The following is a 14,674-nucleotide window of genomic DNA, read 5'->3' as shown; positions in this document are numbered from 1 at the left end:
TAGACAATCCTGTTCAGCTTTAATACGTAGGAGGGCTATAATATGACACAAGTAATTACAGATAAAGAATTTTCAACTGAAACAGATAGCGGTCTTGTTTTAATCGATTTTTGGGCAACATGGTGTGGACCTTGTCGTATGCAATCGCCGATTTTAGAGCAATTAAGTGAAGAATATGATGAAAGTGAAGTGAAAATTGCGAAGATGGATGTCGATGAAAATCCAGAAACGCCCGCTTCATTTGGAATCATGAGTATTCCAACATTATTGTTGAAAAAAGACGGTGAAGTTGTAGAAAAAGCAGTAGGTGTTCATTCGAAAGAACAGTTACGTGCAATGATTGAAAAATATCTGTAGAATCAAACGTAGGATGGGGAACTTCTTCATCCTATTTTTTATGTCTTACTATAAAGATAATGGTATAATATAATGTATCAAGGAAGAAGAAAGGAAGTATTATGAACGATAGAATCAAAAACAAATTAGCATTGCTTCCTGACCAACCAGGTTGTTACTTGATGAAAGACAAAAATGGAACAATCATTTACGTTGGTAAAGCAAAAGTGTTAAAAAATCGTGTTCGTTCTTATTTCAGCGGTAGCCATGATACAAAAACAGAACGGCTTGTCAGCGAGATAGAAGATTTTGAATATATAGTGACTGAATCAAATATTGAAGCATTATTACTTGAAATCAATTTGATCCACAAAAATGATCCTAAGTACAATATCATGTTGAAAGACGATAAAAGCTATCCTTTTATTAAAATTACAAACGAAGATTATCCTCGTTTGTTGATTACTAGAAAAGTTTCAAAGGACAAAGCTCTTTATTTTGGGCCATATCCAGATGTTGGTGCAGCAAATGAGACGAAACGATTGCTGGATCGTCTTTTTCCATTAAGAAAATGCCGAGTGTTACCCAAAGAAGTTTGCCTTTATTACCACATGGGCCAGTGTTTAGCTCCTTGTGTTTTTGATATTCCTAAATCAACTTATACAGAAATGGTTTCAGAAATCAAAAGTTTTTTAAACGGAGGACACCCAGTTATTCAAGAAGAAATACAACGAAAAATGAATGAAGCTGCTGAAAATATGGAATTTGAAAAGGCAGCAGAATATCGTGATCAAATCAAAGCGATTGAAACGGTCATGACACGTCAAAAAATGACGAATGCAGATTTGGTCGATCGTGATGTCTTCGGGTATTCAGTTGACAAGGGCTGGATGTGTGTTCAGGTGTTCTTTATCCGTCAAGGTAAGTTGATTGAGAGAGATGTTTCCATTTTTCCTTTTTACAATGAAGAAGAAGAAGATTTTTTAACCTTTATCGGGCAGTTCTATCAAGAAAATGAACACTTTATTCCTAGAGAAGTCTTGATTCCAGATAACATTAATATTGCGAGTGTAGAGGCGATGCTTTCAACCAAAGTACTACAACCTCAACGCGGGGAGAAGAAGAAATTAGTTAAGTTAGCGGGCAAAAATGCGACGGTCGCTTTACAGGAAAAATTTGATTTGATTGTACGGAAACAAGAACGAACGATTGGGGCAGTCGAAAAGTTAGGAAACGCGATGAATATCCCGACACCTATCAGAATTGAAGCATTTGATAACTCGAATATTATGGGGACGGATCCAGTTTCGGCGATGGTTGTTTTTATTGATGGTCGACCAGATAAGAAGGAATACCGTAAATACAAAATAAAAACGGTAAAAGGTCCAGATGATTATGCCTCAATGCGTGAAGTGATTTATCGTCGCTATTCAAGAGTTTTGAAAGAGAACCTCCCATTTCCAGATCTGATTGTAATCGATGGAGGAAAAGGGCAGATTGATGCAGCGAAAGAAGTATTAGATAATCAATTAGGCTTGGATATTCCGATTGCAGGATTGGCGAAAAATGATAAGCATAAAACGAGCGAACTACTTTTTGGACCGAATTTGGCTATTGTTCCTCTAGAAAGAAATTCGCAAGAGTTCTTTTTATTACAGCGTATTCAAGATGAAGTCCATCGCTTTGCTATTACCTTCCATCGACAATTAAGAAGTAAAAACAGCTTTGCTTCTCGCTTGGATAATATAGAAGGATTGGGTCCAAAAAGGAAAAAAGAGTTGCTCAAACAATTTAAGTCCTTAAAAAATATCACGGCCGCTTCGATTGAAGAACTAAATGCATCTGGTTTGCCAAAGAATGTTGCTAAAAATGTCTACGATCACTTGCATCAGGATGAAACTGATTCTGGTGAAAACGTATGATGGCTGATTAACTAAAAAAAGCTAAATTCATTTTTATGAGTTTAGCTTTTTATTTTAATCGATAATTACAGAAAAAGTGGTTTAGCCCATTTAAAAACGTTTGACATATGAAGAAATTCACGATACTCTATCGTTAGGTGATATATCATCTGACGATATAAAGGAGTAAGATACCATGGAAGATACACTGACGGATTCCACTTATTTGATTCTGTTAGCATTACTAGAACCGCAACATGGATACGCTATCATGAAAGAAGTAAATGTAGTAACGAATGGCCAAGTCGACATTGGTCCAGCGAGTATGTACACTATTTTAAAAAAGTTACAAAAGAGCGAGTTGATCACGCTAGAAGAAAGTAACGAACGGAAGAAAACGTATTTAATTACGGATAAAGGGCTCGCAATTTTAGAGTTAGATATTGAGCGCAGGAAACTTCTCTATCAAGCTGGAAACCGTCTATTAGCTGAAAAAAGGAGAAAAAAAGGATCATAATTCAGGGGAAGAAATACATTTTTTCAAAGGGAATTACATTTTATCCAGAAAAAGAAATGCAACTTTTAAAAAGACAAGCACAAGATGGCTGGCACTTTGAAAAAATGAATCAAGCTGGTTTTATTGTATTCGAAAAGGGAAATCCGGAAAAAAAGGATTTTTCAGTCGATTTCTTTGAGGGATCATCTGAAGAATTATCTGAATATTTGGTAATCTATAAAGAAGCTGGTTGGAAAAATATAGGCAATTATAAAGATAAATATTATTATTTTTAAAGCTGAATGAGAGACACCGACAATCTATTCAGATTCTGACAGTTACTGGATTCGTATGAAGAAAGAATGGCTATGGTTATTCCTGCGCGCGCTTATCTATTTACCGATCGGTATTTGTTTCCTTATGCTTGTGTTCTTAACAAAAGAATCTCAAAATGATATTTTAGGGAATGTGTTTGTCAGAGGTATTTTACTATCTTTAGGGACGATGCTCACCGTATTACCGCTAGGAGTAACGGTAACAATTGTCTTTTCATTGATTATTTATTGGGATCGTACAAAATATTATCATCATCCAGAACGTTTTGCCAAACGACAAAAAGTTCTGAGAGATTCCATAGTCTTAGCAATTTTAGGTGCTATTGTAGGAATGCTGTTCAGTCTTTTATTAAAGAACTTTTTTAAACTAATTGGGGCACATAGTACAATCTGTTAAAAGGTCAAAGAATATGTTGACGAATAAAATAGAAACTGTACTTTTGAATAAAAATAGATTTTAATTTGAAAATAGGAGGATGGATAATGTTAGAAGTAAAGAATTTGGTTAAAACATTTGGAAATTATACAGCTGTTGACAACATGTCTTTTGAAATTCCAGATGGAAAAATACTAGGACTAATTGGTCAAAACGGTGCTGGGAAGACGACAACTTTCCGTTTGATTTTAGACTTTTTGACACAAGATAGTGGGGTTGTCCTTTGGAATGGTCATCAGCTAAGTGGTAAAGACTATAACGATATTGGATACTTACCAGAAGAACGTGGTTTGTATCCAAAAGTTTCTATTCAGGAGCAATTGATTTACTTTGCTGAATTAAGAGGGAAAACGAAGAAAGAAATTGAACCGAAAATTGATGAATGGATGGAGAAGTTCAAAGTCAAAGGGAAAAAAACGGATAAAGTAAAATCACTTTCAAAAGGAAATCAACAAAAAGTTCAACTGATTGCCACATTGATTCATGAACCAAAATTAGTGATTCTAGATGAACCCTTTAGTGGACTAGACCCAGTGAATGCTGAGCTATTAAAAGATGGGATCATTGCATTAAAAGAGAAGGGGTCCTGTGTGATTTTCTCCAGCCATAATATGGATAATGTTGAAAAAATCTGTGATCATCTTGTTATGCTAAGAAGTGGGAAAATGGTTCTTAATGGTAAAGTTCATGAAATTCGTGAAAGTTTCGGCCGCACGAAAGTCTTCTTAGAATCGCCATTGAGTCCTGAAGATGTTTTAGCAATCGACGGGGTTCAGTCTGCAGTAAAACGCGGAGATGGTGTTGTTGAAGTAACCTTAAATGATCCAGACGCAGGGCAAGAAATTTTTGCTCGTGCTACACAGTTCGGCTATATTCCGATGTTCAATCAGCAACCACCTACCTTAGAAGAAATATTCAAGATGAAAGCAGGTGAACCAAATGAGTAAATTTTGGATTATAGCGAGAGATGTATATAAAAAGAATGTTAAATCTCTTTCCTTTATTATTATGATCCTTGTACCCTTTATTGTCATGGGAATTATTTATATTGCTGGTTCTTTGGCGGGTGGTTTTTCTGAGGAGACGAAAGTGGGTCTTGTTTCTGATAATCAAGCATTAGCAGAACAATTAGCACAGTCAAAAACAGATGATTATACATTTAAAGTAATGAAATCGCAAAAAGAAGCTGAGAAACAATTAAAAGAGAAAAATCTTGAAGCTTTTCTTGTTTTAGAAACTAAATCAGAACAGATTCATGGAGAATTATATGCAGAATCTTCTTTAGGAACAACGACAGAATTGATGATGGGGCAAATGCTTAACGGTCTTCAATCTTCATTCAATGCAAGTAAACTTAATTTAACCACAGAACAATTAGCAAGTTTAAGTCAACCGGCGAATTTTGAGAAGACTAAAGTTCGCTTTGACGATAATGGAAAAATGATAACGGGACAAGATAATACAGCGATTCAATCAGCAATGTCATTTGTGATAACGATTGTTCTTTGGGTGATTATTATCACGTATGCATCCATTATTGCTCAGGAAATTGCTTCTGAAAAAGGAACCCGGATCATGGAAGTTATTTTATCCAGTACAAAAGCCCAAACGCATTTTTATGGAAAATTGACTGGGGTCATTTTGGTTGCACTTACTCAAATTGTGATTTACGCAGCGGCAATCGGGATTGGGTATACACAATTGAAAGACATGGATATCGTAAAAGGATTTCTAGAAGGTCTTTCTTCCACGACTATTTTTGGTAGTTTTTTATTCTTCACTTTAGCATTTTTTGTGTTAGGAGTATTGGTCTATTCAGTCTTAGCAGCATTATGTGGGTCATTGGTATCAAAACCAGAAGACACGGCAAAAGCAGTTCAACCGATCATCTACATTGCTATGATTGGCTATTTCATTGGGATTACATTAGGAACAAGTGATCCACAAAATATTGTGATCAAAGTATCTTCTTACATTCCGCTGATTTCATCTTTTATTATGCCGATTCGTTTAGCTAGCGAAACCGTCACTACTGCAGGGGCGCTGATTTCTGTAGGGATCTTGATTGTGTTCGGTCTATTATTGACGATGTTTTCAGCTAAATTGTATAAATCAAACGTTTTAGTTTATAGCGAAGGTGGCGTTTTGAAATCATTGAAACAATCGATTTCAATTCTGAAAAATGAACGCAAAAAAATAGTTAAATAGGTATTAAAAGAAATTAGGACAGAAGTGTTTAACGCTTAGAATTTGATGTGATCGAATCAAAGCGCAGTAATTGCTTTAGCTCTCCTTATTTATTTGAATTCCTTGAGGCAGAGATAGGACTCATAGAGTTATGTCTCTGCCTCTTCATGTTTTCGTATTGGAACGGTTTCCCTTTCGATTAAGCGAACGCTCATTTCTTGTTCTGGAATAGTTTCTTTGTTGAGCTGGTTATGAATATAAATAAATGAATTTTCTGCTTGCAGTTTGATTGAATAATCAACTGTTGTAATATGCATCAACCGACTGATCTCGCTATTATCAAAACCGATGACAGCTACATCATCGGGAATAGAATAGCCTAAAGATTGAAGTTCAGAAATAAAACCTGCTGCAACTGAATCGGTGTAAAACGCCATGGCATCTGTTTTAGTTTTCATTTCATGCCATAATTGGGCAATATGACGTCCATTGTCCACTCTATCATCATCACGAAAGATCCATTCCTCGTTGATTGAAATATTTTTTTCCTTGTGGAAATCATCAATGGCTCTTATACGTGCCTTAGTATTTAGATTCACAGAATTCCCTAAAACATGACCAATCGAACGGTATCCACGCTGATAAAGGTAATCTAGCGAACGTAAGTATCCTGAATAATGATCGATATAAGAAGAATAGACGCGTTCAGAATCAATTCGATGCCAAGTAGCAATCGGACCATAAAGACTGTAAGGTTCGATTACTTCCCATTTATTTGACCTAGTTAAAATAAATACACCATCGAGCTGTTTGTATTTCATTTGATTCAGGGCATCAATCTCTTTCTTTTGATCTCCATCGGTAAAATAAAGTGTGACATAGTAATTATAGGATTTGGCAATAGAAATAAAACTTTCAAGAAAAATACCCAAAGGATCTATAAATCCATGTGCAAGAAAACCAATCGTCTTTGTTTCACCACTTTGAAGATTTCGAGCAATCAAGTTAGGAGAGTAGGATAGCGCTTCCATTGCATCTAAAACTTTTTTTCGACTTTCTTGACCAACATAACCATTCCCAGAAATAACTCTAGAAACAGTGGATTTTGAGACTTGTGCTTTTTTTGCTACATCAATAATTGTAGTCATGTTGACACCTCGCTAATTAAATAGAAAAAATATTCTTCACTTTTTAGTATAACATAAAATAGTTGAAAAAAGAGCTTGACATGGGAACATTCCCACATATTATGATAAAAATGTAAACGATGTCAGAACATTTTCTGAACAAAAAATCAGGAGGGAAACACATGACAAGAGATGCATTGAAAATCGCAACAATTGGTGGAGGGTCAAGTTATACACCAGAATTGATCGAGGGATATATTAAAAGAAAAGATGAATTGCCAATCAAAGAAATTTGGTTAGTTGATATTGAAGCAGGAAAAGAAAAATTAGAAACGGTTGGGGCTATGGCAAAACGCATGGTCAAAGCAGCGGGATTAGATTGGGAAGTTCATTTAACATTAGATCGTCGTGCAGCGTTGAAAGATGCTGATTTTGTATCGACTCAATTCCGTGTAGGATTACTTGACGCTCGTATTAAAGATGAACGTATTCCTTTATCACATGGTGTGCTAGGCCAAGAAACAAATGGCGCAGGTGGTATGTTTAAGGCATTTCGCACGATTCCAGTAATCCTTGCGATTATCGAAGACATGAAAGAACTTTGTCCAGATGCGTGGCTTGTTAATTTTACGAATCCAGCAGGAATGGTGACAGAAGCTGCCATTAAACATGGCGGGTGGAAGAAAACAGCAGGGTTATGTAATGTACCGATTGGCCACAGAAAACAAGCTGCTGAAAAACTAGGTATTCCAGAAGATGATCTATTCTTCAAATTTGCTGGAATCAATCATTTCCATTGGCACCGTGTTTGGGATAAACAAGGAACTGAACGAACACAAGAATTGATCGACTTGATTTATGGACCACAAGAAGATTCTGAAAGTCATTTGAAAAATATCCACAACGCACCGTTCCATTATGAACAAATCAAAGATTTAGGGATGTTACCATGTGGCTATCATCGGTATTATTATATTGAAGATGAAATGCTAAAACATTCGATTGAAGAGTTTGAAAAAGGCGAAACAAGAGCACAAGTAGTAAAAGAAACGGAAGCACGTTTATTTGAACTTTACAAAGATCCAAATCTGGATTACAAGCCAAAAGAATTAGAAGAACGAGGCGGGACTCATTACAGTGATGCAGCATGTGAATTGATCGCATCGATTCATAATGATAAACGCACAGATATGGTCGTTTCAACTGAAAATAATGGCACAATTACAGATTTACCTTATGATTGTGTCGTTGAAGTTTCAGGTCCTGTCACTGCCCACGGACATGAGCCATACAATTGGGGGGCATTTCCACCAGCGGCGCGTGGAATTATCCAAGTGATGAAAGGAATGGAGGAAACAGTGATTCGTGCGGCAATGGATGGAGACTACGGTGCTGCGTTACACGCCTTCACAATCAATCCGCTTGTTCCAGGTGGAGCGATGGCAAAAACGTTACTAGATGAATTGTTGATTGCGCATAAAGATCATTTACCAAACTTTTCAGCAGCTATTTCTAAAATTGAAGTAGAACAACCTGATACAGTGGCTTATGTTACTGAATTAATGAAAAGCAATTAAAACTTAAAAAGCCTGATTTTGTCGATGATTGGCAAAATCAGGCTTTTTATCAGTCATTGAATAAAAAGGTTAGATTGTTTTCGTTGTTGTGCCTTCTTTAAAAAACGATCGTATTGGATTATGGGTCTCAACGTTAAATTGATAGGAACGGTAACGAAATAATTGATTTAATACGACAAAAGCAGAGACTTCCGTCATCAGAAAAATGTTTAATGAATCAATCGAAAGGCTAGCTAAAGAAATTGCTAAAAATAAGATAATGAATAGAGAAAATAATTGCTGAATCTGATTTGTAGTTGTAATAGTCACTTCCTCGGTGTCTGGAGTAATGTTGACTTTTTGGGAGAAGCGAAAAAGTCCTTCTCGAAATTCTAGAATGTCACCAACAGTAACATTTAGTTCAATTGAAATATTATTGAATAATTTTCCTTGATACACACCATTTTTATAGACGGAAAAGTGGCGCACGCATCCCCATGTCGTTTGTCTTTTTAACTTAATATTCATTATGATCACCTCTTAAAACTATTTTCACATAAATCGAATAAAAAAGAATCCAACAAAAGACTGATTTATAGTGATAGTTTTATCCTGCTAAAGTCCTATTAAGGCGAAAAGAAAAGAACTCCGGAAAATCTAGAGTTCTACTGAATAAAAACTAGTTTATTCTTGATCTAAAGGTGGTAAATATGTATACTCGGCAATTGTTGCAGCATGCGTTCCAGCAACATGTCCAGTTACGAAGGCCGCAGTAACATTATACCCCCCTGTATAGCCATTAATATCTAAAAGCTCCCCTGCAAAAAATAAACCATTAAGTAGTTTACTTTCCATTGTTTTTGGTTGGATTTCTTTTAAAGATACGCCCCCGCCAGTTACAAAAGACTTTTCGATCGGTAATGTTTTATCTGCTTTTATATCAAAAGACTTTAAGCGTTGGACAAGTAGATCTAGTTGTTTTTCCGAGACTTGTTTCGCTTGGACGTCTGAAAGGTCGAGCTCGTTTAAGACGAAATCAAGTAGTCGTTCAGGAGCTACGTTTTTCAAAGCGTTTTTTAATGATTTTGCTGTTTGCTCTAAAAGTCTTTTTGTGATTTCAGCACGTAGTTCTTGTGTACTTTTTTGCGGAAATATATCTAGGCGAAGTGTGACAGGTTGTTGATTATTTTTTGTCAATTCTTGATTAACAAAGCTGGAACATCTTAAGGCAGCAGGGCCAGAAATACCAAAATGCGTAAACAAAAGATCCATTTGATGTTCAATGACTACTTTTCCTTGATTGTTTAAAACGGAAAGCGAAACATCCTGTAAAGAAAGACCTTGCAACGTTTTTTCTTGAATAAAAGGTTCGCTAGAAATGATAGGAGATTCCGTTGCATATAAAGGACTGATCGTATGTCCAACTCTTTTTGCAAGTTTATAACCATCGCCAGTAGACCCGGTAGAAGGATATGTTCGTCCGCCAGTAGTTAGAATAACACAAGGAGCATACAATTTTTCATGTTCCAAAGCGACACCAATCACTTGTTTATCTTTATAAAGAATTTTCTCAACTTTCGCCTCCGTATAAATCGTAACACCCAATTGTTCCAATTGATTAAACAACGTTTCAACAATTGTTTTTGAGCGATCCGTGACTGGAAACATCCGACCGTGGTCTTCTTCTTTTAAATGAGTTCCGTTTGATTCGAAGAACTCCATGATATCATAATTAGTAAATTGCGAAAAAGCACTATATAAAAATTTGCCATTTCCAGGAATATGAGCAATGATCTCTTCAGCTGGACGATTGTTTGTGACATTGCAACGACCGCCTCCAGTTAATAAGAGTTTTTTTCCAACACGTTTATTTTTTTCTATCAATAATGTATTACTGCCAGATTTTGCAGCAGCAATAGCTGCCATCATACCGCTAGTGCCAGCTCCAACGACAATAACATCAAATAATTTCATAAATTCTCCTCCATTTCAATGGTAGTTTAACACAATTTTGGAAAAATTTTCTAAGTTTTTTTCAATTTACAGTAAAAAGTTGTGGAAATTTTCTGAATTTAGGTTAAAATAGGATTATAACGATGAGAGGGTGATTAGATGGAAGCAAAACAGTACGTGGGAGAGATTCAAAAAAAGATTCATGAAAATGATCGAGGGCAAGTGGAATACTTGCAAGCTGTCGACGAATTTTTACCAACGGTTGAAGTATTTTTGAAAGAAAATCCAGCATTCATTGAAGCCAATATTTTAGGAGTTTTGATTGAGCCAGAAAGAATTTTACAGTTTAGAGTTCCATGGCAAGATGACAAAGGAAACTGGCAAGTCAATCGTGGTTATCGTGTGCAGTATAATTCTGCGATTGGTCCATATAAAGGCGGCCTACGTTTTCACCCTAGCGTGAATTTAAGTGTGATGAAATTTTTAGCGTTTGAACAAATTTTTAAAAATAGTTTAACGGGTTTACCAATCGGTGGAGGCAAAGGCGGAAGTGATTTCGATCCTAAAGGAAAATCAGATGCTGAAGTCATGCGTTTTTGTCAAAGTTTCATGACAGAATTACAAAAACATATTGGACCAAGTACAGATGTACCTGCAGGAGATATTGGAGTTGGTGCAAGAGAGATCGGTTACTTATTTGGCATGTATAAACGCCTAAGAAATTATGATGCAGGTGTTCTAACAGGAAAACCTTTAGGTTACTGGGGAAGTCAAGCAAGAACGGAAGCTACTGGTTATGGCTGTGTCTATTTCGTAAAACATTTATTGAATGATTCAAATGACTCATTTGAAGGGAAAAAAGTCGTCGTTTCAGGTAGCGGTAACGTTTCAATCTATGCAATGGAAAAAGCGAAAGAATTAGGTGCAACTGTTCTAACTTGCTCAGATTCAAACGGTTTTATTTACGATCCAAACGGTATTGATGTTGAATTGGTTAAGGAACTAAAAGAGAAAAATCGTGAACGTATTTCTAAATATGTCGAGACACATTCTGATGCTACGTATTACGATGGTCAATCTGTATGGGACTTCGAAGTAGCTTACGATATCGCTTTACCTTGTGCCACTCAAAATGAAATCAGCGAAAAGCAAGCTGAATTATTAGTAAAAAATGGCGGAAAGATTGTAGCTGAAGGTGCTAATATGCCTTGTACATTAGATGCCGTAGCAGTACTTGAAAAAGCTGGGGTATTGTATTGTCCTGGTAAAGCAGCAAATGCTGGTGGCGTTGCCGTATCTGCCTTAGAAATGAGTCAAAACTCAGAACGTCTATCATGGTCGTTTGAAAAAGTAGATGGTATGCTAGATGATATTATGAAAAATATTTATGAAACTTGTCGAGATACGGCGAACAAATATGATGCTGCAAATAATTTCGTCTTAGGGGCGAATGTTGCAGGATTTGAAAAAGTCGCACGAGCTATGCTAAGCCAAGGTTTGGTCTAGTCCAAATGACGAGAGAATGGAGAATGATAGTGATGATTTTAATCCTATTCATTCTTCATTTTTTTCTGGTTTTTGCCACATGAACGGTTAGGTAATCCAACAAAATATTTTGTTTTTGAGGTGTAAACGAGTCTTTTTAGCTGATTTAAAATAAAAGTGGTACAGACAGTCATAATTTGCTTGAAAAAAGCAGAAAAAGAACGTAAAGTAGTTAGTGTATTAAGTTTAATTTCAAGGAGGAGAAGGAATGTCACACATTCAATTTGATTATTCCAATTTGACACCATTTGTTGCTGATCATGAATTGGAATACATGCAGACACAAGTGACTGCAGTAGACAAAGCATTACGAGAAGGAACTGGAGCAGGTAGTGATTTTACTGGTTGGATCGATTTACCAGAAAATTATGATAAAGACGAATTTGCCCGTATCAAAAAAGCGGCTGAAAAAATTCAATCTGATTCTGAGGTTTTAGTTGTAATCGGAATTGGCGGTTCTTACTTAGGTGCAAGAGCAGCAATTGAATTTTTACATCATTCATTCAATAATTTATTGCCAGCAGATGAGAGAAAAGCTCCACAAGTTTTCTTCGCAGGAAATAGCATCAGCTCAACATACTTAGCTGATTTAATCAATGTTATTGGTGATCGTGACTTCTCAGTAAATGTGATCTCTAAATCAGGTACAACAACAGAACCAGCAATTGCCTTTAGAGTATTTAAAGAATTATTGATCAAAAAATATGGTAAAGATGAAGCGAATAAGCGCATCTATGCAACAACTGACCGTGCTAAAGGTGCTGTTAAAGTTGAGGCAGATGCTGAAGGTTGGGAAACATTTGTGATTCCTGATGATGTTGGCGGACGTTTCACTGTTCTAACACCAGTTGGGTTATTACCGATTGCCGTTAGCGGTGGCGATATTGATGCTTTGATGACAGGTGCTAATGATGCTCGTAAAGAGTATGCCACAACTACTGAATTAAGCAAAAATCAAGCGTATCAATATGCTGCATTAAGAAATATCTTATATCGTAAAGGTAAAACGACTGAAATGTTGATTAACTACGAACCAGGAATGCACTATTTTTCAGAGTGGTGGAAACAATTATTTGGTGAATCAGAAGGAAAAGATCAAAAAGGAATTTTCCCTGCAGGCAGCCGATTTCTCTACTGATTTGCATTCAATGGGTCAATACGTTCAAGATGGAATGCGTAACTTATTTGAAACGGTTGTTAAGGTAGATACCCCACGTCATGTTGTTTCTATCCCTGAACTTACTGAAGATTTAGATGGATTAGGCTATTTACAAGGGAAAGAAATTGATTTTGTGAATACAAAAGCATTTGAAGGAACATTATTGGCTCATACAGATGGTGGAGTGCCAAATATGATTGTTAAAATTCCAGCAATGGATGCGTATTCTTTAGGTTATGTTATGTACTTCTTTGAAATTGCCGTAGGAATTTCAGGTTACTTAAATGGTGTAAATCCATTTGACCAAGAAGGTGTGGAGGCGTATAAAAAGAATATGTTTGCCCTACTTGGTAAACCAGGATTTGAAGATTTAGCGAAAGAATTGAATGCACGTCTGTAATATAAATGAATAAAAAAGCGTCAACAGGATTTCAACTTCCTTGTTGGCGTTTTTTAATGTTACATTCATTTAAAATTATCATCTTTCGGATAGGGTAGAACATGCAAGGAGTAGTCGTCCTCGATAGTTTCTTCATAAGTTGATTCTTGATAATAATGATTTTCAGTTTCTTGTGTAAAATCGTTAGGATAAGCAGATTCGTTTTGAGTTGAATCGATTGCTGGTTGTGAGGCAGTAAGGTTATTCTGTGCTAACCGTTCTTTCGCTGCTTCTACTGCTTTTTGAGTATTGTCATGGTGTGATTTGTGATTACCACCAGTGAATGTTAAATAAATAATCAACGCAATCATTATAATTGTTATTATAATTAAACCAATAAACATGCCAAATGAAATAAACATGATGGTAAACCTCCTTTATCTTTCCTATTCCACTTCAGTTTATCAAATGTTGCGCGTACAGTCATCTATTTTCTTATATATCCATAATTAAAATAAAGCAGAATAGTAGTATAATAGGAAAAAACAAATAGAGAAAATGTTTAAAATGGAGCAGTTAGACAGAAAGAATCCAGCAATGACTTAAAAATTTATTTAAAAAGACAAGAATTCTGTAGGTATTGGATTGTTTGTGGTAAAATGTAGAAAGCAAGTTTTTTGGAGGAATGAATTTGAAGTCTAAAGAGTTATTACATACAATATTATTTTTTGTTGGTTTAGCAGCTTTACTATTTTTATTAAGACAATTTGTGTTCACGCCAGTTGTTGTCAAAGGGCATTCGATGGATCCGACTTTAGCAGATGGTGAAAGAGTAATTGCTTTAAAAAATACGGAAATCAAACGCTTCGATATTGTAACATTTCCAGCACCAGATGAACCTGATAAGAATTACATCAAGCGTGTGATTGGTTTGCCGGGTGACACGATCGAGTATAAGAATGATGTGTTGTATATCAACGATAAAGAAGTAAAAGAACCTTACCTTGATGAATTCAAGGGAGAAGTCAAAGACGGATTACCATTGACTCTTGATTTTACGCTGTCGGAAGTTACTGGTGAGAAGAAAGTTCCAGAAGGTGAATATTTTGTAATGGGTGATAATCGTCGGAATTCCAAAGACGGACGCATGATCGGTTTTATCAATAAGGATAAAATATTAGGGGATGTGAAATTTGTTTTGTGGCCCCTTGATCGATTTGGAACGATTTAATGAAATAACCATTCAATGACAATATAAGAAAGT

14 protein-coding genes and 1 pseudogene are annotated in these 14,674 nt (G+C 35.9%); 11 read left to right on the top strand and 4 right to left on the bottom strand.

Annotated features, from left to right (window positions below; all coding sequences use genetic code 11):
- Window positions 1–42 precede the first annotated feature (42 nt).
- The 7 genes from trxA to AC1PU0_RS09170 all read left to right on the top strand — a co-directional run bounded on the left by trxA (window position 43) and on the right by AC1PU0_RS09170 (window position 5,712).
- Window positions 43–357 (top strand): thioredoxin, encoded by a 315-nt coding sequence (trxA, locus tag AC1PU0_RS09200; RefSeq protein WP_069653079.1) that lies wholly within the window; start codon window positions 43–45, stop codon window positions 355–357.
- A gap of 101 nt (window positions 358–458) precedes the next feature.
- Window positions 459–2,258 (top strand): excinuclease ABC subunit UvrC, encoded by a 1,800-nt coding sequence (gene uvrC / locus AC1PU0_RS09195; RefSeq protein WP_479998223.1) that lies wholly within the window; start codon window positions 459–461, stop codon window positions 2,256–2,258.
- A gap of 175 nt (window positions 2,259–2,433) precedes the next feature.
- On the top strand, window positions 2,434–2,754 hold the full coding sequence (locus AC1PU0_RS09190; protein ID WP_069653081.1) for a PadR family transcriptional regulator: 321 nt from the start codon (window positions 2,434–2,436) through the stop codon (window positions 2,752–2,754).
- Window positions 2,755–2,810: 56 nt separating this feature from the next.
- Complete coding sequence (locus tag AC1PU0_RS09185) at window positions 2,811–3,029, top strand: DUF2812 domain-containing protein (RefSeq protein ID WP_206848624.1); 219 nt, start codon at window positions 2,811–2,813, stop codon at window positions 3,027–3,029.
- Between the two features lie 55 nt (window positions 3,030–3,084).
- Window positions 3,085–3,465 carry a hypothetical protein gene (locus AC1PU0_RS09180; protein WP_206848626.1) on the top strand — a complete coding sequence of 127 codons (381 nt, stop codon included), beginning with the start codon at window positions 3,085–3,087 and terminating at the stop codon, window positions 3,463–3,465.
- Window positions 3,466–3,551: 86 nt separating this feature from the next.
- On the top strand, window positions 3,552–4,451 hold the full coding sequence (locus AC1PU0_RS09175; RefSeq protein WP_111248692.1) for an ABC transporter ATP-binding protein: 900 nt from the start codon (window positions 3,552–3,554) through the stop codon (window positions 4,449–4,451).
- On the top strand, window positions 4,444–5,712 hold the full coding sequence (locus AC1PU0_RS09170) for an ABC transporter permease (protein WP_069653083.1): 1,269 nt from the start codon (window positions 4,444–4,446) through the stop codon (window positions 5,710–5,712). The genes AC1PU0_RS09175 and AC1PU0_RS09170 overlap by 8 nt, the downstream gene beginning before the upstream one ends.
- 128 nt (window positions 5,713–5,840) lie before the next feature.
- Here the strand turns inward: AC1PU0_RS09170 and AC1PU0_RS09165 are convergent, their stop codons facing one another.
- Window positions 5,841–6,839 (bottom strand): LacI family DNA-binding transcriptional regulator, encoded by a 999-nt coding sequence (locus AC1PU0_RS09165; protein ID WP_069653084.1) that lies wholly within the window; start codon window positions 6,837–6,839, stop codon window positions 5,841–5,843.
- A gap of 161 nt (window positions 6,840–7,000) precedes the next feature.
- Between AC1PU0_RS09165 and AC1PU0_RS09160 the strand changes: the two genes are divergently transcribed.
- Window positions 7,001–8,395, top strand: coding sequence for a 6-phospho-beta-glucosidase (locus AC1PU0_RS09160; RefSeq protein ID WP_069653085.1), 1,395 nt, complete (start codon window positions 7,001–7,003; stop codon window positions 8,393–8,395).
- A gap of 69 nt (window positions 8,396–8,464) precedes the next feature.
- On the opposite strand, the gene AC1PU0_RS09155 is transcribed toward AC1PU0_RS09160, so the two are convergent.
- Entirely contained in the window at window positions 8,465–8,902 is a 438-nt protein-coding gene (locus AC1PU0_RS09155; RefSeq protein ID WP_206837629.1) for a hypothetical protein, read from the bottom strand.
- Between the two features lie 156 nt (window positions 8,903–9,058).
- On the bottom strand, window positions 9,059–10,348 hold the full coding sequence (locus AC1PU0_RS09150; RefSeq protein WP_206848628.1) for a BaiN/RdsA family NAD(P)/FAD-dependent oxidoreductase: 1,290 nt from the start codon (window positions 10,346–10,348) through the stop codon (window positions 9,059–9,061).
- 138 nt (window positions 10,349–10,486) lie between these two features.
- On the opposite strand from AC1PU0_RS09150, the gene gdhA reads away from it, so the two are divergent.
- Together gdhA and AC1PU0_RS09140 are read left to right on the top strand one after the other, a co-directional pair.
- Complete coding sequence (gene gdhA / locus AC1PU0_RS09145; RefSeq protein ID WP_206848630.1) at window positions 10,487–11,833, top strand: NADP-specific glutamate dehydrogenase; 1,347 nt, start codon at window positions 10,487–10,489, stop codon at window positions 11,831–11,833.
- Window positions 11,834–12,080: 247 nt separating this feature from the next.
- Window positions 12,081–13,431, top strand: a pseudogene (locus tag AC1PU0_RS09140) (glucose-6-phosphate isomerase).
- A gap of 65 nt (window positions 13,432–13,496) precedes the next feature.
- Here the strand turns inward: AC1PU0_RS09140 and AC1PU0_RS09135 are convergent.
- Complete coding sequence (locus tag AC1PU0_RS09135) at window positions 13,497–13,832, bottom strand: hypothetical protein (protein WP_111248687.1); 336 nt, start codon at window positions 13,830–13,832, stop codon at window positions 13,497–13,499.
- A 263-nt stretch (window positions 13,833–14,095) separates the two neighbouring features.
- Between AC1PU0_RS09135 and lepB the strand changes: the two genes are divergently transcribed.
- Window positions 14,096–14,641 carry a signal peptidase I gene (lepB, locus tag AC1PU0_RS09130; protein WP_069653091.1) on the top strand — a complete coding sequence of 182 codons (546 nt, stop codon included), beginning with the start codon at window positions 14,096–14,098 and terminating at the stop codon, window positions 14,639–14,641.
- Window positions 14,642–14,674: the final 33 nt, after the last annotated feature.

Source organism: Enterococcus sp. XAF26B05_ASV22 (assembly GCF_056727285.1).
This window is presented reverse-complemented; position numbering and strand designations above follow the sequence as displayed.